The organism is Escherichia sp. KTE31, assembly GCF_000407925.1.
GTDB lineage: Bacteria > Pseudomonadota > Gammaproteobacteria > Enterobacterales > Enterobacteriaceae > Escherichia > Escherichia ruysiae.
In genome coordinates this window covers 72,073-96,522 of the sequence record NZ_KE136725.1, presented here as the reverse complement: position 1 = coordinate 96,522, position 24,450 = coordinate 72,073, and the positions used below count along the sequence as shown (strand labels likewise).

At 51.4% G+C, this 24,450-nt stretch carries 22 protein-coding genes; 13 read left to right on the top strand and 9 right to left on the bottom strand.

The features are described from left to right. Positions 1-120 precede the first annotated feature (120 nt). Together lysP and cirA are read left to right on the top strand one after the other, a co-directional pair. Positions 121-1,590 (top strand): lysine-specific permease, encoded by a 1,470-nt coding sequence (lysP, locus tag WES_RS07420; protein ID WP_000253268.1) that lies wholly within the window; start codon positions 121-123, stop codon positions 1,588-1,590. 283 nt (positions 1,591-1,873) lie between these two features. Beyond that, complete coding sequence (gene cirA / locus WES_RS07425) at positions 1,874-3,865, top strand: catecholate siderophore receptor CirA (RefSeq protein WP_000489285.1); 1,992 nt, start codon at positions 1,874-1,876, stop codon at positions 3,863-3,865. A gap of 31 nt (positions 3,866-3,896) precedes the next feature. Here the strand turns inward: cirA and yeiG are convergent, their stop codons facing one another. Beyond that, on the bottom strand, positions 3,897-4,733 hold the full coding sequence (yeiG, locus tag WES_RS07430) for an S-formylglutathione hydrolase (RefSeq protein WP_016158622.1): 837 nt from the start codon (positions 4,731-4,733) through the stop codon (positions 3,897-3,899). Between the two features lie 257 nt (positions 4,734-4,990). Here yeiG and folE point away from each other — a divergent pair, with 257 nt between their 5' ends. From folE to WES_RS07465, 7 genes are all read left to right on the top strand, one after another. After that, on the top strand, positions 4,991-5,659 hold the full coding sequence (gene folE, locus WES_RS07435; protein ID WP_001139613.1) for a GTP cyclohydrolase I FolE: 669 nt from the start codon (positions 4,991-4,993) through the stop codon (positions 5,657-5,659). Positions 5,660-5,675: 16 nt separating this feature from the next. Beyond that, a complete protein-coding gene (gene yeiB / locus WES_RS07440) occupies positions 5,676-6,833 on the top strand; it encodes a DUF418 domain-containing protein YeiB (RefSeq protein ID WP_016158621.1) in 1,158 nt (385 codons plus the stop codon). A 141-nt stretch (positions 6,834-6,974) separates the two neighbouring features. Then, positions 6,975-8,015, top strand: coding sequence for an HTH-type transcriptional regulator GalS (gene galS / locus WES_RS07445; protein ID WP_000628678.1), 1,041 nt, complete (start codon positions 6,975-6,977; stop codon positions 8,013-8,015). Positions 8,016-8,294: 279 nt separating this feature from the next. After that, complete coding sequence (mglB, locus tag WES_RS07450; RefSeq protein WP_001036961.1) at positions 8,295-9,293, top strand: galactose/glucose ABC transporter substrate-binding protein MglB; 999 nt, start codon at positions 8,295-8,297, stop codon at positions 9,291-9,293. Between the two features lie 60 nt (positions 9,294-9,353). Beyond that, a complete protein-coding gene (mglA, locus tag WES_RS07455) occupies positions 9,354-10,874 on the top strand; it encodes a galactose/methyl galactoside ABC transporter ATP-binding protein MglA (RefSeq protein ID WP_000255012.1) in 1,521 nt (506 codons plus the stop codon). A 15-nt stretch (positions 10,875-10,889) separates the two neighbouring features. Next, entirely contained in the window at positions 10,890-11,900 is a 1,011-nt protein-coding gene (gene mglC / locus WES_RS07460; protein ID WP_001275121.1) for a galactose/methyl galactoside ABC transporter permease MglC, read from the top strand. A 263-nt stretch (positions 11,901-12,163) separates the two neighbouring features. Beyond that, positions 12,164-13,186 (top strand): IS110 family RNA-guided transposase, encoded by a 1,023-nt coding sequence (locus WES_RS07465; protein ID WP_016158620.1) that lies wholly within the window; start codon positions 12,164-12,166, stop codon positions 13,184-13,186. Between the two features lie 339 nt (positions 13,187-13,525). On the opposite strand, the gene preA is transcribed toward WES_RS07465, so the two are convergent. The 8 genes from preA to WES_RS07505 form a co-directional block, all read right to left on the bottom strand. After that, entirely contained in the window at positions 13,526-14,761 is a 1,236-nt protein-coding gene (preA, locus tag WES_RS07470) for an NAD-dependent dihydropyrimidine dehydrogenase subunit PreA (RefSeq protein WP_016158619.1), read from the bottom strand. Then, positions 14,755-15,993, bottom strand: coding sequence for an NAD(P)-dependent oxidoreductase (locus tag WES_RS07475; RefSeq protein WP_016158618.1), 1,239 nt, complete (start codon positions 15,991-15,993; stop codon positions 14,755-14,757). Before WES_RS07475 ends, preA begins: the two co-directional genes overlap by 7 nt. Positions 15,994-16,256: 263 nt before the next feature. Further along, entirely contained in the window at positions 16,257-16,496 is a 240-nt protein-coding gene (locus WES_RS07480; protein ID WP_000383083.1) for a DUF2542 family protein, read from the bottom strand. Between the two features lie 2 nt (positions 16,497-16,498). Then, the gene (gene sanA, locus WES_RS07485; RefSeq protein ID WP_000920075.1) at positions 16,499-17,218 is read right to left on the bottom strand and encodes an outer membrane permeability protein SanA; all 720 of its coding nucleotides are present in this window, start codon (positions 17,216-17,218) and stop codon (positions 16,499-16,501) included. Positions 17,219-17,402: 184 nt separating this feature from the next. Continuing rightward, the gene (cdd, locus tag WES_RS07490) at positions 17,403-18,287 is read right to left on the bottom strand and encodes a cytidine deaminase (protein WP_000553573.1); all 885 of its coding nucleotides are present in this window, start codon (positions 18,285-18,287) and stop codon (positions 17,403-17,405) included. 130 nt (positions 18,288-18,417) lie between these two features. Then, the gene (locus WES_RS07495) at positions 18,418-19,113 is read right to left on the bottom strand and encodes a CidB/LrgB family autolysis modulator (protein WP_000968208.1); all 696 of its coding nucleotides are present in this window, start codon (positions 19,111-19,113) and stop codon (positions 18,418-18,420) included. Continuing rightward, complete coding sequence (locus WES_RS07500; RefSeq protein ID WP_001516704.1) at positions 19,110-19,508, bottom strand: CidA/LrgA family protein; 399 nt, start codon at positions 19,506-19,508, stop codon at positions 19,110-19,112. Before WES_RS07500 ends, WES_RS07495 begins: the two co-directional genes overlap by 4 nt. A gap of 130 nt (positions 19,509-19,638) precedes the next feature. Further along, complete coding sequence (locus WES_RS07505) at positions 19,639-20,547, bottom strand: LysR substrate-binding domain-containing protein (RefSeq protein WP_016158617.1); 909 nt, start codon at positions 20,545-20,547, stop codon at positions 19,639-19,641. Positions 20,548-20,673: 126 nt separating this feature from the next. On the opposite strand from WES_RS07505, the gene WES_RS07510 reads away from it, so the two are divergent. From WES_RS07510 to maiA, 4 genes are read left to right on the top strand one after another with little or no spacing between them, the layout of a single operon-like run. After that, positions 20,674-22,032, top strand: coding sequence for a 3-hydroxybenzoate transporter MhbT (locus WES_RS07510; RefSeq protein WP_016158616.1), 1,359 nt, complete (start codon positions 20,674-20,676; stop codon positions 22,030-22,032). An 11-nt stretch (positions 22,033-22,043) separates the two neighbouring features. Further along, positions 22,044-23,072, top strand: coding sequence for a gentisate 1,2-dioxygenase (gene gtdA, locus WES_RS07515; protein WP_016158615.1), 1,029 nt, complete (start codon positions 22,044-22,046; stop codon positions 23,070-23,072). Between the two features lie 15 nt (positions 23,073-23,087). Next, entirely contained in the window at positions 23,088-23,789 is a 702-nt protein-coding gene (locus WES_RS07520) for a fumarylacetoacetate hydrolase family protein (RefSeq protein WP_000196041.1), read from the top strand. Between the two features lie 8 nt (positions 23,790-23,797). Further along, positions 23,798-24,442, top strand: coding sequence for a maleylacetoacetate isomerase (gene maiA, locus WES_RS07525; RefSeq protein WP_016158614.1), 645 nt, complete (start codon positions 23,798-23,800; stop codon positions 24,440-24,442). The last annotated feature ends 8 nt before the right edge of the window (positions 24,443-24,450 follow it).

The following is a 24,450-nucleotide window of genomic DNA, read 5'->3' as shown; positions in this document are numbered from 1 at the left end:
GCTTTACTTATAATTCCTGGGCGATCATGAAGGTCTCTTATAAAAGCGCATTTCTACCGGAAGGATTGCAAATCGTCTGCTACAATCGCGCCTCATTTTTAAGATGGATAGCATTTTTGTATGGTTTCCGAAACTAAAACAACAGAAGCGCCGGGCTTACGCCGTGAATTAAAGGCGCGTCACCTGACGATGATTGCCATTGGCGGCTCCATCGGTACGGGTCTTTTTGTTGCCTCTGGCGCAACGATTTCTCAGGCAGGTCCGGGCGGGGCGCTGCTCTCGTATATTTTGATTGGCCTGATGGTCTACTTCCTGATGACCAGTCTTGGCGAACTGGCGGCGTATATGCCAGTGTCTGGTTCGTTTGCGACTTACGGTCAGAACTATGTGGAAGAGGGCTTTGGCTTCGCGCTGGGCTGGAACTACTGGTACAACTGGGCGGTGACTATCGCCGTTGACCTGGTGGCTGCGCAGTTAGTCATGAGCTGGTGGTTCCCGGATGTTCCCGGTTGGATCTGGAGTGCGCTGTTCCTTGGCGTCATTTTCCTGCTGAACTACATTTCGGTCAGAGGCTTTGGTGAAGCGGAGTACTGGTTCTCACTGATCAAAGTCACAACAGTGATTATCTTTATCGTCGTCGGCGTGATGATGATTATCGGTATCTTCAAAGGCGCGCAGCCTGTGGGCTGGAGCAACTGGACGATAGGTGAAGCACCGTTTGCCGGTGGTTTTGCGGCGATGATTGGCGTGGCAATGATTGTCGGCTTCTCCTTCCAGGGAACCGAACTGATTGGTATTGCTGCGGGCGAATCTGAAGATCCTGGGAAAAATATTCCGCGTGCGGTGCGTCAGGTATTCTGGCGAATCCTGCTGTTCTATGTGTTTGCGATTCTGATCATCAGCCTGATCATTCCGTACACCGATCCAAGCCTGCTGCGTAACGATGTGAAAGACATCAGCGTCAGCCCGTTCACGCTGGTGTTCCAGCACGCGGGGCTGCTTTCTGCGGCGGCGGTGATGAACGCGGTCATTCTGACTGCAGTACTGTCGGCGGGTAACTCCGGTATGTACGCATCTACCCGTATGCTTTACACCCTGGCGTGTGACGGAAAAGCGCCGCGTATTTTCGCCAAACTGTCACGTGGCGGTGTACCGCGTAACGCGCTGTATGCCACGACGGTGATTGCCGGTCTGTGTTTCCTGACCTCCATGTTTGGTAACCAGACGGTGTATTTGTGGCTGCTGAACACCTCCGGGATGACAGGTTTTATCGCCTGGCTGGGGATTGCTATCAGCCACTATCGTTTCCGTCGCGGCTATGTATTGCAGGGACACGACATTAACGACCTGCCGTACCGTTCGGGCTTCTTCCCGTTGGGACCGATCTTCGCTTTCATTCTGTGTCTGATTATTACCCTGGGCCAGAACTACGAGGCGTTCCTGAAAGATACCATCGACTGGGGCGGCGTAGCGGCAACGTATATTGGTATCCCGCTGTTCCTGGCCATCTGGTTTGGTTACAAGTTGATTAAAGGAACCCACTTCGTGCGTTACAGCGAAATGAAGTTCCCGCAGAACGATAAGAAATAAGTTTTACTCCTTCCTTATAAAGCCCTCTCAACCGAGAGGGCTTTTTCTTTTCCTTGATATTCATGCGGATATAAAATTTAACAATTGAATTGATAATTGTTATCGTTTGCATTATTGTTACGCGAAATCAAAAAAGGCTGACAAATCAGAGGCTGTTCAGGCTTTCTGGAGTGATCTCCTGCCTATAAAAAGTCCACCGCGATGCTGCCGTACGCAAGGGGACGTGAAGAAGATGTGAGCGATAACCCATTTTATTTTCGTAGTTACCTCATGGAGATATGGAATGTTTAGGTTGAACCCTTTCGTACGGGTCGGGCTGTGTTTGTCCGCAATTTCTTGTGCATGGCCTGTGTTGGCGGTTGATGATGATGGCGAGACGATGGTTGTCACCGCATCTTCCGTTGAACAAAACCTTAAAGACGCACCTGCCAGTATCAGCGTCATTACCCAGGAAGACCTGCAGCGTAAACCAGTACAGAACCTGAAAGATGTCCTCAAAGAAGTGCCGGGCGTACAACTGACTAACGAAGGGGATAACCGCAAGGGCGTCAGTATTCGTGGGCTGGACAGCAGTTACACGCTGATTCTTGTCGATGGTAAACGCGTTAACTCCCGCAATGCTGTCTTTCGCCACAATGACTTTGATCTGAACTGGATCCCGGTTGATTCCATCGAACGTATTGAAGTGGTACGTGGCCCGATGTCCTCGTTGTACGGTTCTGATGCGCTTGGCGGCGTGGTCAATATCATCACCAAAAAAATCGGTCAAAAATGGACGGGCACTGTTACGGTCGATACCACCATTCAGGAACATCGTGATCGTGGTGACACGTACAACGGTCAGTTCTTCACCAGCGGGCCATTAATTGACGGTGTGCTGGGAATGAAAGCCTACGGCAGCCTGGCGAAACGTGAAAAGGATGACCCGCAAAACTCAACCACCACCGATACCGGAGAAACACCGCGTATTGAAGGATTCTCCAGCCGCGACGGCAATGTCGAATTTGCCTGGACGCCGAATCAAAATCACGATTTTACCGCCGGTTACGGTTTCGACCGTCAGGATCGTGATTCCGACTCGCTGGACAAAAACCGCCTGGAACGCCAGAACTACTCTGTCAGCCATAATGGTCGCTGGGATTACGGCACCAGCGAACTGAAATATTACGGCGAGAAAGTCGAAAACAAAAACCCTGGCAACAGCAGCCCAATTACCTCTGAAAGCAATACCGTTGATGGCAAATACACGCTGCCGCTGACGGCGATTAATCAGTTTGTCACGGTTGGCGGTGAATGGCGTCACGATAAACTTAGTGATGCAGTAAACCTGACCGGTGGCACCAGCACCAAAACGTCTGCTAGCCAGTACGCGCTGTTTGTGGAAGATGAATGGCGGATCTTTGAGCCGCTGGCGCTGACGACCGGCGTGCGTATGGATGATCATGAAACCTACGGCGATCACTGGAGCCCGCGTGCCTATCTGGTCTATAACGCTACCGACACCGTTACCGTGAAAGGTGGCTGGGCAACGGCTTTTAAAGCGCCTTCTTTGTTGCAGCTTAGCCCTGACTGGACGACAAATTCCTGCCGTGGTGCATGTAAAATTGTCGGCAGCCCGGATCTGAAACCAGAAACTAGCGAAAGTTGGGAACTGGGGCTTTACTACATGGGTGAAGATGGTTGGCTGGAAGGGGTTGAATCCAGCGTGACTGTTTTCCGCAACGATGTGAAAGATCGTATTAGCATCAGCCGCACGTCTGACGTTAACGCTGCACCGGGTTACCAGAACTTTGTCGGTTTTGAAACGGGCGCTAACGGACGACGGATACCGGTATTCAGCTACTACAACGTTAACAAAGCGCGAATTCAGGGCGTGGAGACTGAGTTGAAAATTCCGTTCAATGACGAATGGAAGCTGTCACTCAACTACACCTACAACGATGGTCGTGATGTCAGCAATGGCGAAAACAAACCGCTTTCCGACCTGCCGTTCCATACCGCTAACGGTACGCTGGACTGGAAACCGCTGATGCTGGAAGACTGGTCATTCTATGTTTCTGGTCACTATACCGGACAGAAACGTGCCGACAGTGATACGGCCAAAACGCCTGGTGGCTATACGATCTGGAATACCGGCGCGGCCTGGCAGGTGACCAAAGACGTCAAACTGCGTGCGGGCGTGCTGAACCTGACTGATAAAGATCTCAGTCGTGACGACTACAGCTATAACGAAGACGGACGTCGTTACTTTATGGCGGTGGATTATCGCTTCTGATGAGAAGATGCCCGGCGAACCGGGCTAAGTTTTACTTCAGTAAATGCTGCGCATGGAAGCGCAGATGATCCTCTATAAAAGAGGCGATGAAGTAGTAACTGTGGTCATAACCCGGCTGAATACGTAACGTCATTGGCCACGCTTTCTGACGAGCGGCCTCTGCCAGCACCGCAGGCTGAAGCTGGTCGGCAAGAAACTGATCGCTATCGCCCTGATCAATAAGCGTCGGGATCGCATCCTGCGCATTACTGGCGTACATCAACGCGCAACTGTCCCATTCCTCCCAGTCATTTTTATCCTCGCCCAGATAGGCGCTAAACGCTTTGATTCCCCACGGGACGCTGCACGGATTCACAATTGGCGCAAAGGCGGAAACGCTGGTGTATTTGCCAGGGTTTTTCAGCGCCATAATCAATGCGCCGTGACCTCCCATCGAATGACCGCTAATGGCGCAGCGATCGCTGACGTTAAATTGCGACTGAATCAGCGCCGGTAATTCATCGCGCAGATAATCATACATCCGGTAATGCGCCGACCACGGCGATTGCGTAGCGTTAAGATAAAAACCTGCGCCCTGGCCTAAATCGTAGCCGTCATCATTGGCAACCTGTTCGCCGCGCGGGCTGGTGTCTGGCATTACCAGTACAATCCCCAGTTCCGCCGCCACGCGCTGGGCACCCGCTTTGGTGGTGAAATTTTCGTCATTACAGGTTAATCCCGAAAGCCAGTACAGCACTGGCGGCGGGGCGTTATCGCGGGGAGGCGGGAGAAAGATGCTGAACGTCATCGGACAGTTTAAGGTACTGGAGTCGTGCCGCCAGCGTTGCTGCCAGCCTTCAAAACAGCGGTGCTCTTCGAGCATTTCCATGCGTGGCTCCTTGTTATGTTGTTTGCAATTTTTTCATCATACCGTTTATTCAGTGTGTTGTGAGTAACTTTCACTTCCGCATATGCATAACGATGTTTTAACATCTACGGCTGAAAGGCAGCGGCAATTACAATAATTATCGCTGTGAATACTGGATTATGTGCGTCACCTCACGCACAATAATCAGGCTGCTAATCAGCTTAATAACTTTGCCCCCACGCAGGGCGGAGGCGTCACACCTGCAGGAGAAAATATAAATGCCATCACTCAGTAAAGAAGCGGCCCTGGTTCATGAAGCGTTAGTTGCGCGAGGACTGGAAACACCGCTACGCCCGCCCGTGCATGAAATGGATAACGAAACGCGCAAAAGCCTTATTGCCGGTCATATGACCGAAATCATGCAGCTGCTGAATCTCGACCTGGCTGATGACAGTTTGATGGAAACACCGCATCGCATCGCCAAAATGTATGTCGATGAAATTTTCTCCGGTCTGGATTACGCCAACTTCCCGAAAATCACCCTCATTGAAAATAAAATGAAGGTCGATGAAATGGTCACCGTGCGCGATATCACCCTGACCAGCACCTGTGAACACCATTTTGTCACTATTGATGGCAAAGCGACGGTGGCCTATATCCCGAAAGATTCGGTGATCGGTCTGTCAAAAATTAACCGCATTGTGCAGTTTTTTGCCCAGCGTCCGCAGGTGCAGGAACGTCTGACCCAGCAAATTCTCATTGCGCTACAAACGCTGCTGGGCACCAATAATGTGGCGGTCTCCATCGATGCGGTGCATTACTGCGTGAAAGCGCGTGGCATCCGCGATGCAACCAGCGCCACGACAACGACCTCCCTCGGTGGTTTGTTCAAATCCAGTCAGAATACGCGCCACGAGTTTCTGCGCGCCGTGCGTCATCACAACTGATTAAAAGGCAGGAACCATGGAGCGCAACGTCACGCTCGATTTTGTTCGCGGCGTCGCCATTCTGGGGATCCTGCTATTAAACATCAGCGCCTTTGGACTCCCAAAGGCGGCTTATCTCAATCCCGCCTGGTACGGCGCTATTACGTCGCAAGATGCCTGGACATGGGCATTTCTCGATCTCATCGGCCAGGTGAAATTCCTCACGCTTTTTGCGTTGCTGTTTGGTGCGGGACTGCAAATGTTGCTGCCCCGTGGCAGACGCTGGATCCAGTCGCGGCTCACCCTGTTAGTTTTGTTGGGCTTTATTCACGGATTGTTATTCTGGGACGGCGATATTCTGCTGGCTTACGGGCTGGTGGGCTTAATCAGCTGGCGGCTGGTGCGCGATGCGCCATCGGTAAAAAGCCTGTTTAATACCGGCGTCATGTTGTATCTGGTAGGGCTTGGCGTTTTGCTGCTGCTGGGGTTGATTTCTGACAGCCAGACCAGTCGCGCCTGGACGCCGGATGCGTCCGCCATTTTGTATGAAAAATACTGGAAACTTCACGGCGGCGTGGAAGCCATCAGTAACCGTGCCGATGGAGTAGGGAACAGTTTACTGGCACTGGGTGCGCAGTATGGCTGGCAACTGGCGGGGATGATGCTAATTGGCGCGGCATTGATGCGTAGCGGTTGGCTGAAAGGGCAGTACAGCTTGCGCCACTATCGCCGTACCGGTTTTGTGCTGGTGGCGATTGGGCTGATGATTAACCTTCCTGCTATCGCACTACAATGGCGGCTGGACTGGGCGTATCGCTGGTGCGCCTTCTTACTTCAGATGCCGCGTGAACTGAGTGCGCCATTTCAGGCGATGGGTTATGCGTCGTTGCTGTTCGGCTACTGGCCACAATTAAGCCGTTTTAAGCTGGTGCTGGCGATCGCCTGCGTCGGACGGATGGCGCTGACCAACTACCTGTTACAAACGCTGATTTGTACCACGCTGTTTTATCATCTCGGTTTGTTTATGCAGTTTGACCGTCTGGAATTGCTGGCGTTTGTTATTCCGGTATGGCTGGCGAATATCCTCTTCTCTGTTATCTGGCTACGTTACTTCCGCCAGGGGCCGGTAGAATGGCTCTGGCGTCAGCTAACCCTCCGTGCTGCCGGACCTGCATTGTCTAAAACATCAAGATAACGATCTCGATCACATTCATTAACAAAACGGCTGTAACCGTTTCCATTGCTGTGACTCGATTCACGAAGTCCTGTATTCAGTGCTGACAAAATAGCCGCCAGCAAGCAGTAACCTACTGCAATCTCACAACAGGTAGTGAATATGATCACCATTCGTGATGTAGCGCGTCAGGCTGGCGTCTCTGTGGCAACGGTTTCCCGGGTGCTAAATAACAGTACTCTGGTGAGTGCGGACACGCGTGAAGCGGTAATGAAAGCCGTGAGTGAACTGGATTACCGACCAAACGCCAATGCCCAGGCGCTGGCAACCCAGGTGAGCGATACCGTTGGCGTGGTGGTGATGGACGTTTCTGATGCATTTTTCGGCGCACTGGTGAAAGCCGTCGATCTCGTCGCCCAACAACATCAGAAATATGTATTGATTGGCAACAGCTATCATGAAGCGGAAAAAGAGCGTCACGCCATCGAGGTGTTAATTCGCCAGCGTTGTAATGCGTTGATTGTTCATTCAAAAGCGTTAAGCGACGACGAACTGGCGCAGTTTATGGACAACATTCCCGGTATGGTGCTGATTAACCGCGTTGTACCGGGTTACGCTCATCGTTGCGTTTGCCTGGATAATCTCAGCGGTGCCCGAATGGCGACGCGCATGTTGCTGAATAACGGGCATCAACGCATCGGTTATCTTTCTTCCAGCCACGGCATTGAAGATGACGCAATGCGCAAAGCAGGCTGGATGAGTGCGCTGAAAGAGCAGGATATTGTTCCGCCGGAAAGCTGGATTGGCACCGGCACGCCGGACATGCCCGGCGGTGAGGCGGCAATGGTCGAGCTACTGGGACGCAATCTGCAACTTACTGCTGTGTTTGCTTATAACGACAATATGGCCGCTGGCGCACTGACGGCATTAAAAGATAATGGCATTGCAATTCCGTTACATCTCTCCATCATCGGTTTCGATGATATCCCCATTGCCCGTTACACCGACCCGCAATTAACGACCGTGCGTTATCCCATTGCTTCGATGGCAAAATTAGCTACTGAACTGGCCTTGCAGGGCGCAGCAGGCAACATTGATCCGCGAGCCAGCCACTGTTTTATGCCGACGTTAGTGCGTCGGCATTCTGTCGCAACACGCCAGAATGCGGCGGCGATCACTAACTCAACAAATCAGGCGATGTAACCGCTTTCAATCTGTGAGTGATTTCACAGTATCTTAACAATGCGATAGCTATGATTGCACCGTTTTAACGTTGTAACCTATATGTAACAGTGAATAATCACTTTTATCGAGGCTATAGCGTCATAACAACAATTAAAGCCGTTTTCTGGAGCGTTACCGGGCATGGAAGAACGAATTTTAAAACGTGAGCTTCGGCGTTCAGTAACACTTCATTAACTATACTGCCCCGCCGAGCATTTATCTCAAGCACTACCCTGCATAAGAAAAACCGGAGATACCATGAATAAGAAGGTGTTAACCCTGTCTGCTGTGATGGCCAGCATGTTATTCGGTGCCGCTGCACACGCTGCTGATACCCGCATTGGTGTGACGATTTATAAATATGACGATAACTTTATGTCTGTCGTGCGTAAGGCTATCGAACAAGATGCGAAAGCCGCGCCAGACGTCCAGTTGCTGATGAATGATTCACAGAATGACCAGTCCAAGCAGAACGATCAGATTGACGTGCTGTTGGCGAAAGGGGTGAAGGCGCTGGCAATCAACCTGGTTGACCCGGCTGCTGCGGGTACAGTGATTGAGAAAGCGCGCGGACAAAACGTACCAATCGTTTTCTTCAACAAAGAGCCTTCCCGTAAGGCGCTGGATAGCTACGACAAAGCCTACTACGTTGGCACCGACTCGAAAGAGTCTGGCATTATTCAGGGCGATTTGATTGCTAAACACTGGGCGGCGAATCAGGGTTGGGATCTCAACAAAGATGGTCAGATTCAGTTCGTACTGCTGAAAGGTGAACCGGGCCATCCGGATGCAGAAGCGCGTACCACCTACGTGATTAAAGAACTGAACGACAAAGGCATCAAAACGGAACAGTTACAGTTAGATACCGCAATGTGGGACACCGCTCAGGCGAAAGATAAGATGGACGCCTGGCTGTCTGGCCCGAACGCCAACAAAATCGAAGTGGTTATTGCCAACAACGATGCGATGGCAATGGGCGCGGTAGAAGCACTGAAAGCACACAACAAGTCCAGCATTCCGGTGTTTGGCGTCGATGCGCTGCCAGAAGCTCTGGCACTGGTGAAATCCGGTGCACTGGCGGGCACGGTGCTGAACGATGCTAACAACCAGGCGAAAGCGACCTTTGATCTGGCGAAAAACCTGGCCGATGGCAAAGGTGCGGCTGATGGCACCAACTGGAAAATCGACAATAAAGTTGTCCGCGTTCCTTATGTTGGCGTAGATAAAGACAACCTGGCTGAATTCAGCAAGAAATAAGACTGATTGGGCGCAGTCGTTTACTGCGCCCTTATTGTATGGCCAACAAGGTAAAATTATATGGTCAGCTCAACGGCTTCGTCTTCCGGGGAATACTTGTTGGAAATGAGCGGTATCAACAAGTCCTTTCCTGGTGTTAAGGCACTTGATAACGTTAATTTAAAAGTCCGGCCACATTCTATCCATGCATTAATGGGAGAAAACGGCGCAGGAAAATCGACATTATTAAAATGCCTGTTTGGTATTTATCAAAAAGACTCCGGCACCATTTTATTCCAGGGTAAAGAGATCGATTTTCATTCTGCCAAAGAAGCACTGGAAAATGGTATTTCGATGGTACACCAGGAGTTAAATCTGGTATTACAACGGTCGGTGATGGACAACATGTGGCTGGGGCGATATCCCACCAAAGGCATGTTTGTCGATCAGGACAAAATGTACCGTGAAACCAAAGCGATTTTTGATGAACTGGATATTGATATCGATCCGCGTGCGCGGGTCGGGACATTATCTGTTTCGCAAATGCAAATGATCGAAATCGCCAAAGCGTTTTCCTATAACGCGAAAATCGTGATTATGGATGAGCCGACTTCTTCGTTAACCGAAAAAGAGGTCAATCATCTGTTCACTATTATTCGTAAATTAAAAGAGCGCGGCTGCGGTATTGTTTATATCTCGCATAAAATGGAAGAAATTTTCCAGTTATGTGATGAAGTCACCGTATTGCGTGACGGTCAGTGGATCGCCACCGAACCGCTGGCAGGGCTGACGATGGACAAGATCATCGCCATGATGGTTGGGCGTTCTCTTAACCAGCGTTTTCCGGACAAACAAAACACGCCAGGCGAAGTGATTCTGGAAGTGCGTAACCTGACGTCGCTGCGCCAGCCTTCCATCCGCGATGTTTCGTTTGATCTGCACAAAGGGGAGATCCTCGGTATTGCCGGTCTGGTGGGAGCGAAACGTACTGATATCGTTGAGACGTTATTTGGTATTCGCGAGAAATCGGCTGGCACCATTACGTTGCACGGCAAAAAGATCAATAACCATAACGCCAACGAAGCTATTAACCACGGATTTGCACTGGTGACCGAAGAGCGCCGCTCGACGGGAATTTATGCCTATCTTGATATTGGTTTTAACTCGTTAATTTCCAATATTCGCAACTACAAAAATAAAGTTGGGTTACTGGATAACTCGCGGATGAAAAGCGATACCCAGTGGGTTATTGATTCGATGCGGGTAAAAACGCCGGGGCATCGAACACAAATTGGTTCGCTCTCCGGCGGTAATCAGCAAAAGGTGATTATTGGTCGCTGGCTGCTAACGCAACCAGAAATATTAATGCTCGATGAACCGACGCGCGGTATTGATGTCGGGGCGAAGTTTGAAATTTATCAGTTAATTGCTGAACTGGCGAAGAAAGGCAAGGGGATTATTATTATCTCCTCAGAAATGCCAGAGTTGTTAGGGATAACAGACCGTATTCTGGTGATGAGCAATGGTCTCGTTTCTGGAATTGTCGATACAAAAACAACAACGCAAAACGAAATTCTGCGTCTTGCGTCTTTGCACCTTTAAGATTAGGGGCTTCCCATGAGTGCGTTAAATAAGAAAAGTTTTCTTACTTACCTGAAAGAGGGCGGTATTTACGTCGTTCTTTTAGTTTTGCTGGCGATTATAATTTTCCAGGATCCTACTTTTTTAAGTCTGTTGAACTTAAGTAATATTCTTACCCAGTCATCGGTACGTATTATTATCGCGCTTGGCGTGGCAGGGTTAATTGTCACCCAGGGAACCGACCTTTCTGCCGGGCGCCAGGTAGGGCTGGCAGCGGTGGTGGCAGCGACGTTATTGCAGTCGATGGAAAACGCCAACAAAGTGTTCCCGGAAATGGCGACGATGCCGATTGCGCTGGTTATTCTGATTGTCTGTGCCATTGGTGCGGTTATCGGTTTAATCAACGGCCTGATCATTGCTTATCTCAACGTGACGCCGTTTATTACCACGCTTGGTACGATGATTATCGTCTACGGCATCAACTCGCTCTATTACGATTTTGTTGGTGCGTCACCGATTTCCGGTTTTGATAGCGGCTTCTCCACCTTTGCCCAGGGCTTTATTGCATTGGGGAGTTTCCGGCTCTCTTACATCACCTTCTACGCGCTGATTGCCGTGGCGTTCGTTTGGGTACTGTGGAACAAAACCCGCTTCGGTAAGAACATTTTTGCTATCGGCGGTAACCCGGAAGCGGCGAAGGTTTCTGGTGTCAACGTCGGCCTGAATCTGCTGATGATTTATGCGCTGTCTGGTGTGTTCTATGCCTTCGGCGGAATGTTAGAAGCCGGACGTATCGGCTCTGCGACTAACAACCTCGGCTTTATGTATGAGCTGGATGCTATCGCGGCGTGCGTGGTGGGCGGCGTATCGTTCAGCGGCGGTGTGGGGACAGTGATTGGCGTGGTGACCGGGGTTATTATCTTTACGGTCATCAACTATGGCCTGACGTACATCGGCGTAAACCCGTACTGGCAGTACATCATTAAAGGGGCGATTATTATCTTCGCCGTGGCGCTGGATTCACTGAAATACGCGCGTAAGAAGTGATATGAATGTGGCTCGCATTCGGTCATAAATGCACATAACATCATGATTTGTGTTGTTTTGTAGGCCGGATAAGGCGTTCACGCCGCATCCGGCGACAGGATCCAAATGCCGGATGCAACGCTGGCGCGTTTTATCCGGCCTACAATGGGCTCAATATACTGATTTGTATGGTTTTTGTAGGCCGATGTGATGGACACCTCCCGCCTTACGGCATCAATGTGCCAGACTGAGGTGTACTCAGTTCCCAGGTGGAGGTGTCCGTCATGAATATTAAGCGTATTGGTCTCGACCTTGCAAAAAATGTTTTTCAGATCCACGGCGTCGATCACCATGAAAAAGTGGTACTGCGAAAAACCCTGCGCCGTGCCCACATGATGACGTTTTTCTCCGGCCTTTCTCCCTGTCTTATTGGTATTGAGGCCTGTGGCTCTTCCCATTACTGGACCCGCGAGCTCACCCGCATGGGCCATACCGTGCGTATTATTCCGCCGAAACTCGTCAAACCTTATCTCAAAGGCAACAAAAACGACGCCAATGATGCAGCAGCCATCTGCGAGGCCATCAGCAGGCCTGGTATGCGTTTTGTCGCTCTCAAATCGGAAGCACAGCAGACGTTACAGGCAGAGCACCGGGTCCGGGCCAGGATCATCCGCGAGCGGACTGCACTGTGCAATGAAATCCGGGGGCTGTTGAGTGAATTTGGTCTGGTGCTGCCAGTGGGGATAAATCACGTGCGTAAAGCCCTGCCGGAAATCCTGTCGCAGCAGGAGCAGTGGAATGACCGCTTCATCCGTCTGTTGTGCGAGCTGTCAGAGGAAATGCAGATGCTGGATGAGCGCATATCGCGTCATGACCGGCGTCTTCAGCAGGCGGCACGGGACGATATCCGCATAAAACGGCTGATGGAAATAGAGGGTTTTGGCCCGATAGTGGCGAGTGCACTGGTGGCTGCCGTGGGCGATGCGAAGCAATTTAAAAACGGTCGGGAAATGTCGGCCTTTATTGGACTGGTTCCGCGACAGCATTCAAGCGGCGGAAAAGAGCGGCTGGGCCATATCAGCAAACGTGGTGACAGTTACCTGAGAACGCTGATAATCCATGGTGCCCGTGCAGTCCTGAGGTTCAGCGCCGGAAAAACAGACAGACGCAGCCTCTGGCTACAGTCGGTGGCAGAAAGACGTAATAACAATATCGCCGTGGTGGCGCTGGCAAATAAAAACATCCGGATAGCGTGGGCGATATTAAATCGTGGTGAAGAATACCATGGGGTGAAGAATGCAGCGTAAGCAGCACTGACGTCCCTGTAAGTAAACGAGCAACAAACCTGCCGTAAGTGTGCAAAGTTATAAAGAACTGATGTGTAACAGGTAAGACCGACATCTGGCAAATCCGACCTTATCCATGGCTCCCTGCAAAGCAAAGCCGGCAGGCCGAAAGGAAACAGATGTGCAGATAACATCATGGCCGGGTACGACGGTACCGTAAGAGAGGCCGGATATACGAATGCAACTTACTCCCGTCACACAGATGAAAAATAACTTGCACAACGGGAGGTGTCCATATACGGATAAGGCGTTTACGCCGCATCCGGCGACAGGAACCAAATGCCGGATGCGTCTCTGGTTTTACAACGTTACCGGGTGTTCTTTTTCTCCTTTCTTAAACTTCACTTCCCCGAGATCAATACAACCCACCGGACAGACATGACCGCAAAGCAGACAACCGACGCACTTCTCGGTATTACAGTGCGGCGTGCGCGATTTCTCATCCCATTCCATCGCCTGATGCCCACCGTCGTAGCAGGAAATATAACAGCGCCCACAGCCGACACATTTATCAAGATTAATATGGGGATAGACGATATAACTGCGGTCTAAATCTTCCGCCGGGACAATATTATGATTCGCCAGGCCAACCATCTCCTGCAATGAATCAAACCCCTGATCGGCAAGATAATGCGACAACCCGCTCGTCATATCTTCCACAATGCGATAACCGTACTGCATGATGCCAGTGGTCACCTGCAACGTCGCCGCGCCGAGTAATAAAAACTCCGCTGCATCTTCCCAGGTCTCAATACCACCGATACCGCTAATCGGGAAATCACGCAGTTCCGGATGGGTACGCATTTGCTGAATAAAGCGCAGGGCGATTGGTTTCACCGCTTTACCGGAATAACCGGAAATACTCGATTTACCGTTGACGATCGGCATACCAATTTTCTGATTAAGATCGATATTGGTGATGGATTTGACGGTGTTAATCGCCGCAATGCCATCTGCGCCGCCGCGTTTCGCCGCCAGCGCCACTTCGCACATATCACCGATATTCGGCGTCATCTTCGCCAGCATTGGCAGCGTGGAACCGCGTTTCACCGCACGACAATATTTTTCTACCAGTTCCGGACTTTGCCCGACATCGCTCCCCATCGCATGAGAGGTCATCTGCGGGCAGGAGAAATTACATTCGATCATATCGGCGCCTGCTTTTTGCACCAGACGCGCCAAATCCTCCCATTGTTGCTCATTTTCCCCCATGATCGAGGCGATCAGCACCTTGTCAGGGTAATCTTCTTTCAACCGACGCAAAGCGGCCAGATTCTCCTCCAGGGGATGTTCGGCAATCTGCTCCATATTTTTGAAGCCAATAAAACCGGTATCTTCTTTCACCAGATGATCAAAACGTGGCGAAACTTCGTTGGCGATAAAAAAGCCGATCGTTTTGAACACCACGCCGCCCCAGCCGGTGTCGTAGGCTTTGGCGCACATCTCGTAGCAGTTGCCGACCGGCGAAGAAGAGAGGCAGAACGGGTTGGGAAACTTCACGCCGCAAAAGGTAATAGAAAGATCTTTCGTTAACATGAGCAAGCTCCCTCTAAATAGTGATGAATCGCCTCGGCGGCTTCTTTCCCGGTCTTCACGGCATAAACCACGGTTTTGTCGCCCTCAACAATATCGCCAGCGGCAAACAGTTGTGGGTCGCGAGTCTGGTAATTTTTCGTTTCGATGATGTTGCTCTTCGGCTCCAGCGCCGCAAAAGCGGTAAGTTCGGCATGTTGACCGACGGCGAGAATAATTTTGTCCGCTGCCATTGTCAGTTCGCCCGGCAAACAAACATGTTTAAAGGTAACTTTATTGCCATTTACCGCCACTGGCGTAAATCCATCGATAATCGATACCCCCAATTTCTGGGCGCTGGTGAACTCTTTCTTGCTTGCCGGAAATTCATCTAACTCTTCGCGCGCTACACAGGTCACCGCCTGGCAGCCGAGAACTTTCAGCGTGCTGGCAACGTCCATCGCGACATCGCCGCCGCCAATAATTAATGCGCTTTGCGGGATGCTGATATCGCCTTGTGCCTGACGCGCGCGTTGCAGGAAATCGACGGCGATCTCAACGTCGCTATGCTCAAACAGCGGCAGCCGAGAACCGCTCGATAACCCCACGGTGACCAGCACTGCGCGGTTTTCTGCTTTCAGTTGTTCCAGCGAAAGCGTTTTGCCAATTTCACAGTTGCACTTAATGGCTACACCCATTTTTTCGATGCGAGCGATTTCCGCTTCCAGCACTGATTGCGGCAAACGAAATTGCGGAATACCGTTACACAACCAGCCACCGGGCTGCGCTTCTTTTTCATAAATTGTGACGTCGTAGCCCAGATTGGTCAGCGTCACGCTGGCTTGTAATCCGGCAGGACCAGCACCAATAATCGCGACTTTACCGCGCGTCTTGCTGCCTGGTTGATAAATTTCCATTCCAGTTTGTTGTTCAAAATCAGTAACAAAACGTTGTAAGCGACCAATATCAATGGGGTCATCGACACCCGCACGGGTACAACCGCTCTGGCATAATTTTTCCGTAGGGCACACTCTGGCGCAAACGGCACCGAGCGCATTATTTTCGCGAATTGTCTCGGCAGCACCTTTAAAATTACGAAAATAGATTGAGCGAATAAATTTCCCCGGATCGGTTTGCGCCGGGCAAGCCTGGCTGCAGGGCGCGTCGTGACATAATAAACAGCGGGAGGCTTCTTTAATCGCCAGTAAAGGCGTAAAAGCCAGAGTGAGTTCATCCAGATAATTTTGTTGCGGCATGTGATCTTCCTTAATGCTATGGGTAATTAAGGCGAACGCCTGTTTTACCCGCAATACTTCAAGTGGCATGTGCTGCGACATCGCACCTTTCTGCAACTCAAATTATTTTGGGTAAATATAACGTACTAATATTAAGGCTAAGCGTGTGGGGGAATTTAAACTGTGAAAAGATTCACAAATAGCTGCGGTTCAGAATGTTATATCCGCAGCCTGAGGGTGAACTAATAATTATTCTCAATAATTAACGAGAGGAAGAAATAATATTACCGGTAAAAAATAAGATAAATAATCATACCGATGGATAAAAGTCCGAAGCCGCTATATGCCACTATATAAGCGAAGAAGAGTCCGGGATTTTTGTCACGCCAGACATACACCGGTTCCAGGGAATTTTTAACCCGTTTATCAATTGCGCCAGCACGCCAACCTTTCCAGGCTTCGCGAAAACAAAATACAGGGATCAGGAAAAAAACGGCAATGACAAAAAACTGCTGAACATCCATAACTACTTTCCTTGTTTCTTTTCTAATTCAAGTAATTGTTCGGGGGTAACGGCCGGATACCCCTGCGCATCTTCCGGCACCTGGTGCATTGCCGGAATTGGAACCAGCGGACCTAAAAAGCGTGGCTCACGTTTAAAGATATAAAGATCAGCCAGAGCGCCGAAACGAGCGGCAAATTCACGAATACGTACCGACCACATATCTTTGGGTGATGGTACGGCATAACACTGCGCCTGAATACCCATATGCAGAGCGATAAATAATGCCCGCTCACAGTGGAAACGCTGAGTGATAATAATGAAGTCGTTAGTATCGAACACTTTGCGCGTGCGTACGATAGAGTCGAGGGTTCGAAAACCTGCGTAGTCGAGAACAATATCAGCCGGATCAACACCAGCGGCAATTAAATCTTTGCGCATGGTCATCGGTTCGTTATAACTCTGCAACGCGTTATCGCCGCTAAGTAATAGATAATTCACCTTACCGCTGTTATAGGCATTTATTGCGCCCTGAATACGGTAGCGGTAATACTGATTAATTACCCCGGTGCGATAATACTTCGCGGTGCCAAGTACCACGCCGACCTGGCGGTAGGGGAGATCCTGTAACTCGTCGTAGATATAAGGCGCAGTTTTCCAGCTCATCCAGCGATCGAGGCCGAGCACAGTCAACAGCAGCAAGCCGATCAGGACTAACAGGCTGTAAAACACGCGCTTTAACATGCAGAAAACTCGATCTTGGGGAATTTCAATCAGGCTACTTTACCTGCGGGCTTTGCGCAAGAAACGGCAAACTGTTTGCCGGGATTTTCGACACCAGGATAAGTTGGCAAGCCTGATGCGACGCTTATCAGTGTGCCAGACCTGTAGGCCGGACAAGGCGTTCACGCCGCATCCGGCACCAGGCTTAAGCGAGAAGAACGCGGTCGATATTGTTGCAGCCGAGAGCTTTCAGCGTTGCGGAGGTTGCATCCCACTGAATCAACGGCGCATCGGCTTTTTCTGCCAGAATCGCGCGCTGAATATCCGGGTAGTCATAACCCTTGAGATTCAACAGAATTAACGCTCCTTGTAATGGCGGCAGAGTCGGGTTGAACGCCGCGTTTTCAGCGTAGCTGCCGCTGAAAATACGACCGTCTTTACATTCCAGCGCCACGCCGCTTGGGGACTTGCTGTAAGGCATGTGTGAACGGTTTGCCGCTGCAATTGCCGCCTGAGAAAGCGCATCGCCGGTCAGTGCAAAGCCGTGATCCTGCTCATCCATCAGCAGCGTTTTAATCTCCAGATCTTTCGGCCCAAAAGCATCCGGCAGATAGTCACGCAGCGCGTGCGCTTCGCGACCCGGTAGATGAATACGCAGATCCAGACCGCTATTCAGTTCATTCATAAACTGACGGCAGTGACCGCAAGGCGTGTAGTTAACGGTGATAGCGGCCAGTGCTTTCTCACCGCTCAACCAGGCGTGGCTGATAGCACTTTGTTCGGCATGAACGGTTTGCTGCATTGTCGCGCCAATAAATTCCATATTGGCACCAAAATACCAGGTTCCACTCACGCCGCGCGCAATAGCGCCAACATTAAAATTCGACAATGGCGTGCGGGCACAGGCCGCCGCCAGCGGCAGCAGTGCGAAAGCCAGCGCGTCTTCGTCCAGCCCCGTTGCACTCTTCAGCGAAGAGACCTGCTCTTTGGTCAACAACGCGGGAAAATACTTGTCTGCCAGAATGGGTTCCAGTGCAGATTGCAAGTTATCCGCAAGTTGGGCAAAAGCAGTTTGAAAACGTGGATGCATGGCGTTGCCTCATAATCATGTAATGGGATAACAGTTTACGAACCCGTTATGCCTTTATATGTGATCTGAATCTCATTAATTATGCAACGCGTGAAACTTACATCAAAAATGCGCGACGCATCGCAAAATTTTAGCCCATTACAGCCAGAATTATCGGGAAAAGGAACGGTGCGATCAGCGAGGTAATAATCCCGCACAGCACCAGTGCCAGCGAACTAAATGCGCCTTCCTGATAATCCAGCTCGGCACAGCGTGCCGTACCGAGGGCGTGTGAGGCCGTCCCCATCGCCAGACCGCGCGCCGCTTTGGTGCGAATACGCATCGCATTAAGCAATGTATGACCAAACACCGCGCCCAGAATACCGACGAAAATGACGCAAACTGCGCTAATTGCAGGGATACCGCCAATACTGCCGCCAACCGCCATCGCAATTGGCGTAGTCACCGATTTCGGCAGGATTGACGCGGCGATTTCCGGTGAAGCGCCCATCAGCAATGCCACGGACGTGCCTGTCACCATCGCGACCACGCTGCCGATAAAGCAAATGGTGATGATCGACTTCCAGCGCGCGCGGATCTGATGCAGCTGTTCATATAAAGGATAGGCCAGCGCCACCACCGCCGGTTGCAGCAGATCGTTTAAAACCTCACTCCCTTTAAAATAGCTGTCGTAAGAGATACCGGTCAGCATTAAAAAAGGAATGATCACCACCATTGCCACCAGCAACGGGTTGAGCAATGGAAATTTATACCGCGCTGCCAGTTTGCGGGCGGCAAAAAAGACAATCAATGTCAGCGGTAACGACCACCAGATATTCGCCATCATTTCTCTGATCCTTTCTGACCTATGACTTTACGTTCACCGTGTACCAGGTGCGAACTCCAGCTCACCACCAGAAAAACCACCAGCGTACTAATGGCACAGGAAACCACTACCGGGCCAAACTGTGCGCGTAGCAAATCAAAATATTGCATAACGCCTACGCCAATTGGCACAAACAATAGCGCCATATAGCGAATCAGTACGTAGCACCCCGGATTGACCCACTTCGCCGGAAGAATTTGCAAGGCCAGCAGGACAAAGAGGATCAGCATCCCGATGATGCTACCCGGAATGGTTACCGGTAGCAGGGAAGCAATGAAAATGCCTGCATACAGGCAGGCATAAATAAGGACAAAAGCGCGTAAATATTGCCAGATAATGTTCAGTGTCTTACTCATGATCAACACCCCAGATGAGATGGATTCATCATACAATTAATCTGTAAAACGTGCTACCGATCACATCATGAAATCTGAGCATAGTTGAATTACAGGAGACGGAGATCGGGCAAGCGTCCAATTCAGTGGTCTAATTCTGGTTCAAAAAGTGCAGAAACCGACTTAGCGCACGGGAGGGCGTTTCGTTATTACGCCAGAACACGCCGACGCTGCCTTTCTGTTCTATCTTCGGCAGATTCAGGATCACCAGTTGCCCCTGACTGGCATAGCGTTGCGCCAGACGTAAAGAGAGTATAGAAATCATGTCGCTGCTTTGTAGCAGGTTGGTGCTGACGTTCATTGATGCCGATTCAATGGTGTTTTCTGGCAGCATCACGCCATGTTCTACCAGCGCATTATCAATACTGAGACGAATAGGTGTCCCGGTCGGCCAGACTATCCAGCGCCAGTTAGCCAGATCATTCCAGCCAAGAGCGGCATATTTCGCCAGTGGATGGTTCGGGCGAGCGACAAAGCACACAGGCTCGGTGTAGAGCACCTGATAATTCAGCGGCAGTTGCAGCGCACGACCACCAATACGACCAACCACTACATCCACAGAACCTGCCAGCAGGTCTTGCAGTAATGGCGTCATCACCTTCTCTTCGATATTCAGGTGCAGCGTCGGCATCTCTTGTAGCAAATGCAAAATCGCCTGGGATACGCAGTCAGTGGCGACAGGAGAACAACCTATTTTCAGACTGCCGACCAGTCCGCCTTGTTTAAAGCGCGCCAGTTCATGCTGCGATCGCTCCATGTCGTTGATTAACCGTTGAGCATGTTGCAGTAACAATTTGCCGCCTTCGGTTGGACGTAGCCCTTTGCTGTGCCGCTCAAAGAGTGTGAGGCCGATCTCATCTTCGAGTTGTGACAGCCATTTCGACAGCGCAGGCTGGGTGATATTCATCATCCGCGCTACATGGGTCAGATTGCCTTGTTCGCCCAGCGCCACCAGCATTTGCAGGTGATGAAGTTTTAATTTCTGCGCCCAGTTTGCCATTTGCCATAACCTCCAGGTTATCTCTCTGCCGAAAATGCCATTGTACATTTCATCTCTTTAATCACAATATCGCAACATATGCAAAACAATAGAAACATCTACCTTACCTGCACTGAGGCATTCACTATGACTCAACGACGTGATTTACAAGCACTGATCGATGCCGCTCCGGTCGGCAAGATGCAGTGGCGCGTTATCATCTGCTGTTTTCTGGTGGTAATGCTCGATGGTTTTGACACGGCGGCTATCGGCTTTATCGCTCCCGATATTCGTACTCACTGGCAACTCTCCGCAGGCGATCTCGCGCCGCTGTTTGGTGCGGGTCTGTTGGGATTAACCGCAGGCGCACTGCTTTGCGGCCCGTTGTCCGATCGCTTTGGTCGTAAACGGGTCATTGAGTTGTGCGTCTTTTTATTTGGTGCGCTAAGTCTTGCCTCTGCTTTTTCACCAGATCTGCAAACACTGGTAATCCTGCGCTTTCTCACCGGGTTAGGGCTTGGCGGCGCAATGCCGAATACCATCACCATGACGTCGGAATATCTGCCAGCTCGTCGTCGCGGCGCGCTGGTAACGCTGATGTTTTGCGGTTTCACGCTGGGGTCAGCCTTTGGCGGGATTGTCAGCGCACAACTGGTGCCGGTGATTGGCTGGCACGGCATTCTGGTGCTGGGAGGCGTATTACCGCTGATTTTATTTGTCGCGCTGCTGGTGGTTTTGCCGGAATCGCCACGCTGGCAGGTGCGCCGCCAGTTACCGCAGGCGGTAATTGCAAAAACCGTGAGTGCCATGACTCGCGAGCGTTATGTCGATACCCACTTTTATCTCAATGAACCAGCCGCTATTGCCAAAGGCAGCATTCGCCAGTTGTTTGCCGGGCGTCAGTTAACCATCACGTTGATGCTGTGGGTCGTTTTCTTCATGAGCCTGCTGATCATTTACCTGCTCTCAAGCTGGATGCCGACGCTGCTTAACCATCGTGGTATCGACCTGCAACATGCGTCCTGGGTCACCGCCGCATTCCAGATTGGCGGCACGTTGGGCGCGCTGGCGCTGGGCGTACTGATGGATAAATTCAATCCTTTCCGCGTGTTGGCTGTGAGCTATGCCATAGGCGTTATATGCATCGTGATGATTGGCCTAAGCCAGGACGGATTATGGCTGATGGCACTGGCTGTCTTTGGCACTGGCATTGGCATCAGCGGATCGCAAGTGGGGCTGAACGCGCTGACCGCCACGCTCTACCCAACGCAAAGCCGCGCCACGGGCGTGAGCTGGTCAAACGCCGTCGGCCGCTGCGGTGCGATTGTCGGTTCGCTTTCTGGCGGCGTGATGATGGCGATGAATTTCTCTTTCGACACTCTGTTTTTCATTATCGCTGTGCCTGCGGCGATCAGTGCGGTGATGTTAACGCTGCTGATTACCGTCGTTCGCCAGTCGACCTCTGTCCCTGACTCACTGCCTCGCGCAGGCGTTGTGAACGAATAAGGAGCATCTCAATGACTGATAACAATCAAAATAGCCGCGAGCAATTTTATCAGCATATTTCCGGGCAAAACCTGACCCCGCTGTGGGAGTCGTTGCACCATCTGGTGCCGAAAACGCCCAACGCTAATTGTGCGCCAGCGTACTGGAATTATCAGGAGATCCGCCCGTTGTTGCTGGAGAGCGGCAGCCTGATTGGCGCGAAAGAGGCGGTGCGTCGCGTACTGGTGCTGGAAAACCCGGCGCTGCGCGGTCAGTCCTCCATTACCGCCACCTTGTATGCCGGTTTGCAACTGATCATGCCAGGCGAAGTGGCACCAAGCCATCGTCATAACCAGTCGGCGCTGCGTTTTATTGTTGAAGGTAAAGGCGCATTTACCGCCGTTGATGGCGAACGCACGCCAATGAATGAGGGCGATTTTATCCTGACCCCGCAGTGGCGCTGGCATGATCACGGTAATCCTGGCGACGAACCGGTTATCTGGCTCGATGGACTGGATCTGCCATTAGTGAACACTCTGGGCTGCGGTTTTGCCGAAGATTACCCGGAAGAGCAACAACCGGTAACGCGCAAAGAGGGGGATTATCTGCCGCGCTATGCCGCCAATATGTTGCCGCTGCGCCATCAGACGGGGAACTCTTCGCCGATCTTTAACTATCGTTATGACCGCAGCCGCGAAGTGCTGCACGATTTAACCCGCCTGGGCGATGCCGATGAGTGGGATGGCTACAAAATGCGCTACGTCAACCCGGTCACTGGCGGGTATCCGATGCCGTCGATGGGCGCTTTCCTGCAACTGTTGCCGAAAGGGTTCGCCTCCCGCGTGGCGCGTACTACTGACAGCACCATCTACCACGTGGTGGAGGGCGGCGGGCAGGTCACTATCGGCAATGAAACCTTCACCTTTACCGCAAAAGATATCTTCGTGGTGCCGACCTGGCACGGCGTGTCGTTCCAGACCACGCAAGATACCGTTTTATTTAGTTTTTCGGACAGACCGGTACAAGAAGCCCTGGGGCTGTTCCGCGAAGCGCGTTATTAATTTGGGAGAGAAAAAATGACTCAATACGTATTCGAACCGCAAGCGCCCGTTACCGTACCGGTTGTTGGCAGTGATGAACAATTCCCCGTGCGCCGCGTTTACTGCGTCGGGCGTAACTATGCTGCCCACGCCCGCGAAATGGGCTTCGATCCGGATCGTGAACCGCCATTCTTCTTCTGCAAACCAGCGGATGCCGTTGTTCCGGTTGCCGCTGGCGAAACGCTGGCGCTGCCGTATCCGGCGCAGACCGATAACTACCATTATGAAATTGAGCTGGTAGTGGCAATTGGTAAAAAGGGCAGCGATATCCCGCTGGAAAACGCCCATGAATATGTCTGGGGTTATGCCACGGGGCTTGATATGACCCGTCGCGATCGTCAAATGGAGATGCGCCAGATGGGGCGTCCGTGGGAAATTGGTAAAGCGTTTGATCTCTCTGCGCCCATCGCGCCGCTGCACAAAGCCAGCGAAACCGGCGGTATTGATAACGCGCCAATCTGGTTACAGGTTAACGGCGAAGATCATCAGCGCAGCGATATTCGTCATCTCATCTGGTCAGTGAATGAAACCATCAGCTACCTGTCCGGCTTCTTTGAACTGCAACCGGGCGATCTGATCTTCACCGGCACGCCGGAAGGTGTTGGCCCGGTGGTGAAAGGTGATGTGATCACGGGCAACGTTGAGGGTTTAACCCCTATCGCGGTGAAGATTGTCTGAGGTGCAAGATGAAGCTGTACAGTTTTTTTAATAGTTCAGCGTCGTACCGGGTACGCATTGCGCTGGCTCTGAAGGGCATTGATTACCAGACCGAAGGGGTGAATATCCGTATTGGTCAGCAAAACGAACTGGCCTACCGGCGGATGAATCCGGTCGGGCTGGTGCCGACGCTGCTGACCGATGATGGCGAGTCACTCGGTCAATCGCTGGCGATAATTGACTGGCTGGATCGTCATTACCCGCAAGTTCCGCTGTTACCGCTGGAAGAACCGGCTCGCAATAAAGTCCTGGAAATTGTTTATGCCATCGCTTGCGACATTCATCCTCTGAATAACCTGCGCGTGCTGCGCTACCTGACCGAAGAACTGAACGTCAGTGAAGAAGAGAAAAAACGCTGGTATGCGCACTGGATCCAGCAAGGGTTAAGCGCGGTGGAACAACTGCTGCGCCAGAGCCAGTCGGGACAATTTTGCGTGGGCGAGACGCCGACGCTGGCAGACTGCTGCCTTGTCCCACAATGGGCAAATGCGTTACGCATGAACTGCGACCTGAGTGCATATCCGCGCTGTAAAGCAGTGTACGACGCCTGCACGCAGCTGCCAGCGTTCATCGCTGCCGCACCAGAAAATCAACAAGATAAAATTTCAGCCTGACCAGGAGA

Coding starts and splice junctions, on each gene's coding strand:
- yeiG (WP_016158622.1), bottom strand. CDS start 4,733: ATGGAAATGCTCGAAGAGCACCGCTGTTTTGAAGGCTGGCAGCAACGC.
- lysP (WP_000253268.1), top strand. CDS start 121: ATGGTTTCCGAAACTAAAACAACAGAAGCGCCGGGCTTACGCCGTGAA.
- preA (WP_016158619.1), bottom strand. CDS start 14,761: ATGTTAACGAAAGATCTTTCTATTACCTTTTGCGGCGTGAAGTTTCCC.
- folE (WP_001139613.1), top strand. CDS start 4,991: ATGCCATCACTCAGTAAAGAAGCGGCCCTGGTTCATGAAGCGTTAGTT.
- sanA (WP_000920075.1), bottom strand. CDS start 17,218: ATGTTAAAGCGCGTGTTTTACAGCCTGTTAGTCCTGATCGGCTTGCTG.
- WES_RS07465 (WP_016158620.1), top strand. CDS start 12,164: ATGAATATTAAGCGTATTGGTCTCGACCTTGCAAAAAATGTTTTTCAG.
- WES_RS07495 (WP_000968208.1), bottom strand. CDS start 19,113: ATGATGGCGAATATCTGGTGGTCGTTACCGCTGACATTGATTGTCTTT.
- WES_RS07505 (WP_016158617.1), bottom strand. CDS start 20,547: ATGGCAAACTGGGCGCAGAAATTAAAACTTCATCACCTGCAAATGCTG.
- WES_RS07500 (WP_001516704.1), bottom strand. CDS start 19,508: ATGAGTAAGACACTGAACATTATCTGGCAATATTTACGCGCTTTTGTC.
- yeiB (WP_016158621.1), top strand. CDS start 5,676: ATGGAGCGCAACGTCACGCTCGATTTTGTTCGCGGCGTCGCCATTCTG.
- WES_RS07480 (WP_000383083.1), bottom strand. CDS start 16,496: ATGGATGTTCAGCAGTTTTTTGTCATTGCCGTTTTTTTCCTGATCCCT.
- WES_RS07475 (WP_016158618.1), bottom strand. CDS start 15,993: ATGCCGCAACAAAATTATCTGGATGAACTCACTCTGGCTTTTACGCCT.
- mglC (WP_001275121.1), top strand. CDS start 10,890: ATGAGTGCGTTAAATAAGAAAAGTTTTCTTACTTACCTGAAAGAGGGC.
- WES_RS07510 (WP_016158616.1), top strand. CDS start 20,674: ATGACTCAACGACGTGATTTACAAGCACTGATCGATGCCGCTCCGGTC.
- mglA (WP_000255012.1), top strand. CDS start 9,354: ATGGTCAGCTCAACGGCTTCGTCTTCCGGGGAATACTTGTTGGAAATG.
- WES_RS07520 (WP_000196041.1), top strand. CDS start 23,088: ATGACTCAATACGTATTCGAACCGCAAGCGCCCGTTACCGTACCGGTT.
- mglB (WP_001036961.1), top strand. CDS start 8,295: ATGAATAAGAAGGTGTTAACCCTGTCTGCTGTGATGGCCAGCATGTTA.
- galS (WP_000628678.1), top strand. CDS start 6,975: ATGATCACCATTCGTGATGTAGCGCGTCAGGCTGGCGTCTCTGTGGCA.
- cirA (WP_000489285.1), top strand. CDS start 1,874: ATGTTTAGGTTGAACCCTTTCGTACGGGTCGGGCTGTGTTTGTCCGCA.
- maiA (WP_016158614.1), top strand. CDS start 23,798: ATGAAGCTGTACAGTTTTTTTAATAGTTCAGCGTCGTACCGGGTACGC.
- gtdA (WP_016158615.1), top strand. CDS start 22,044: ATGACTGATAACAATCAAAATAGCCGCGAGCAATTTTATCAGCATATT.
- cdd (WP_000553573.1), bottom strand. CDS start 18,287: ATGCATCCACGTTTTCAAACTGCTTTTGCCCAACTTGCGGATAACTTG.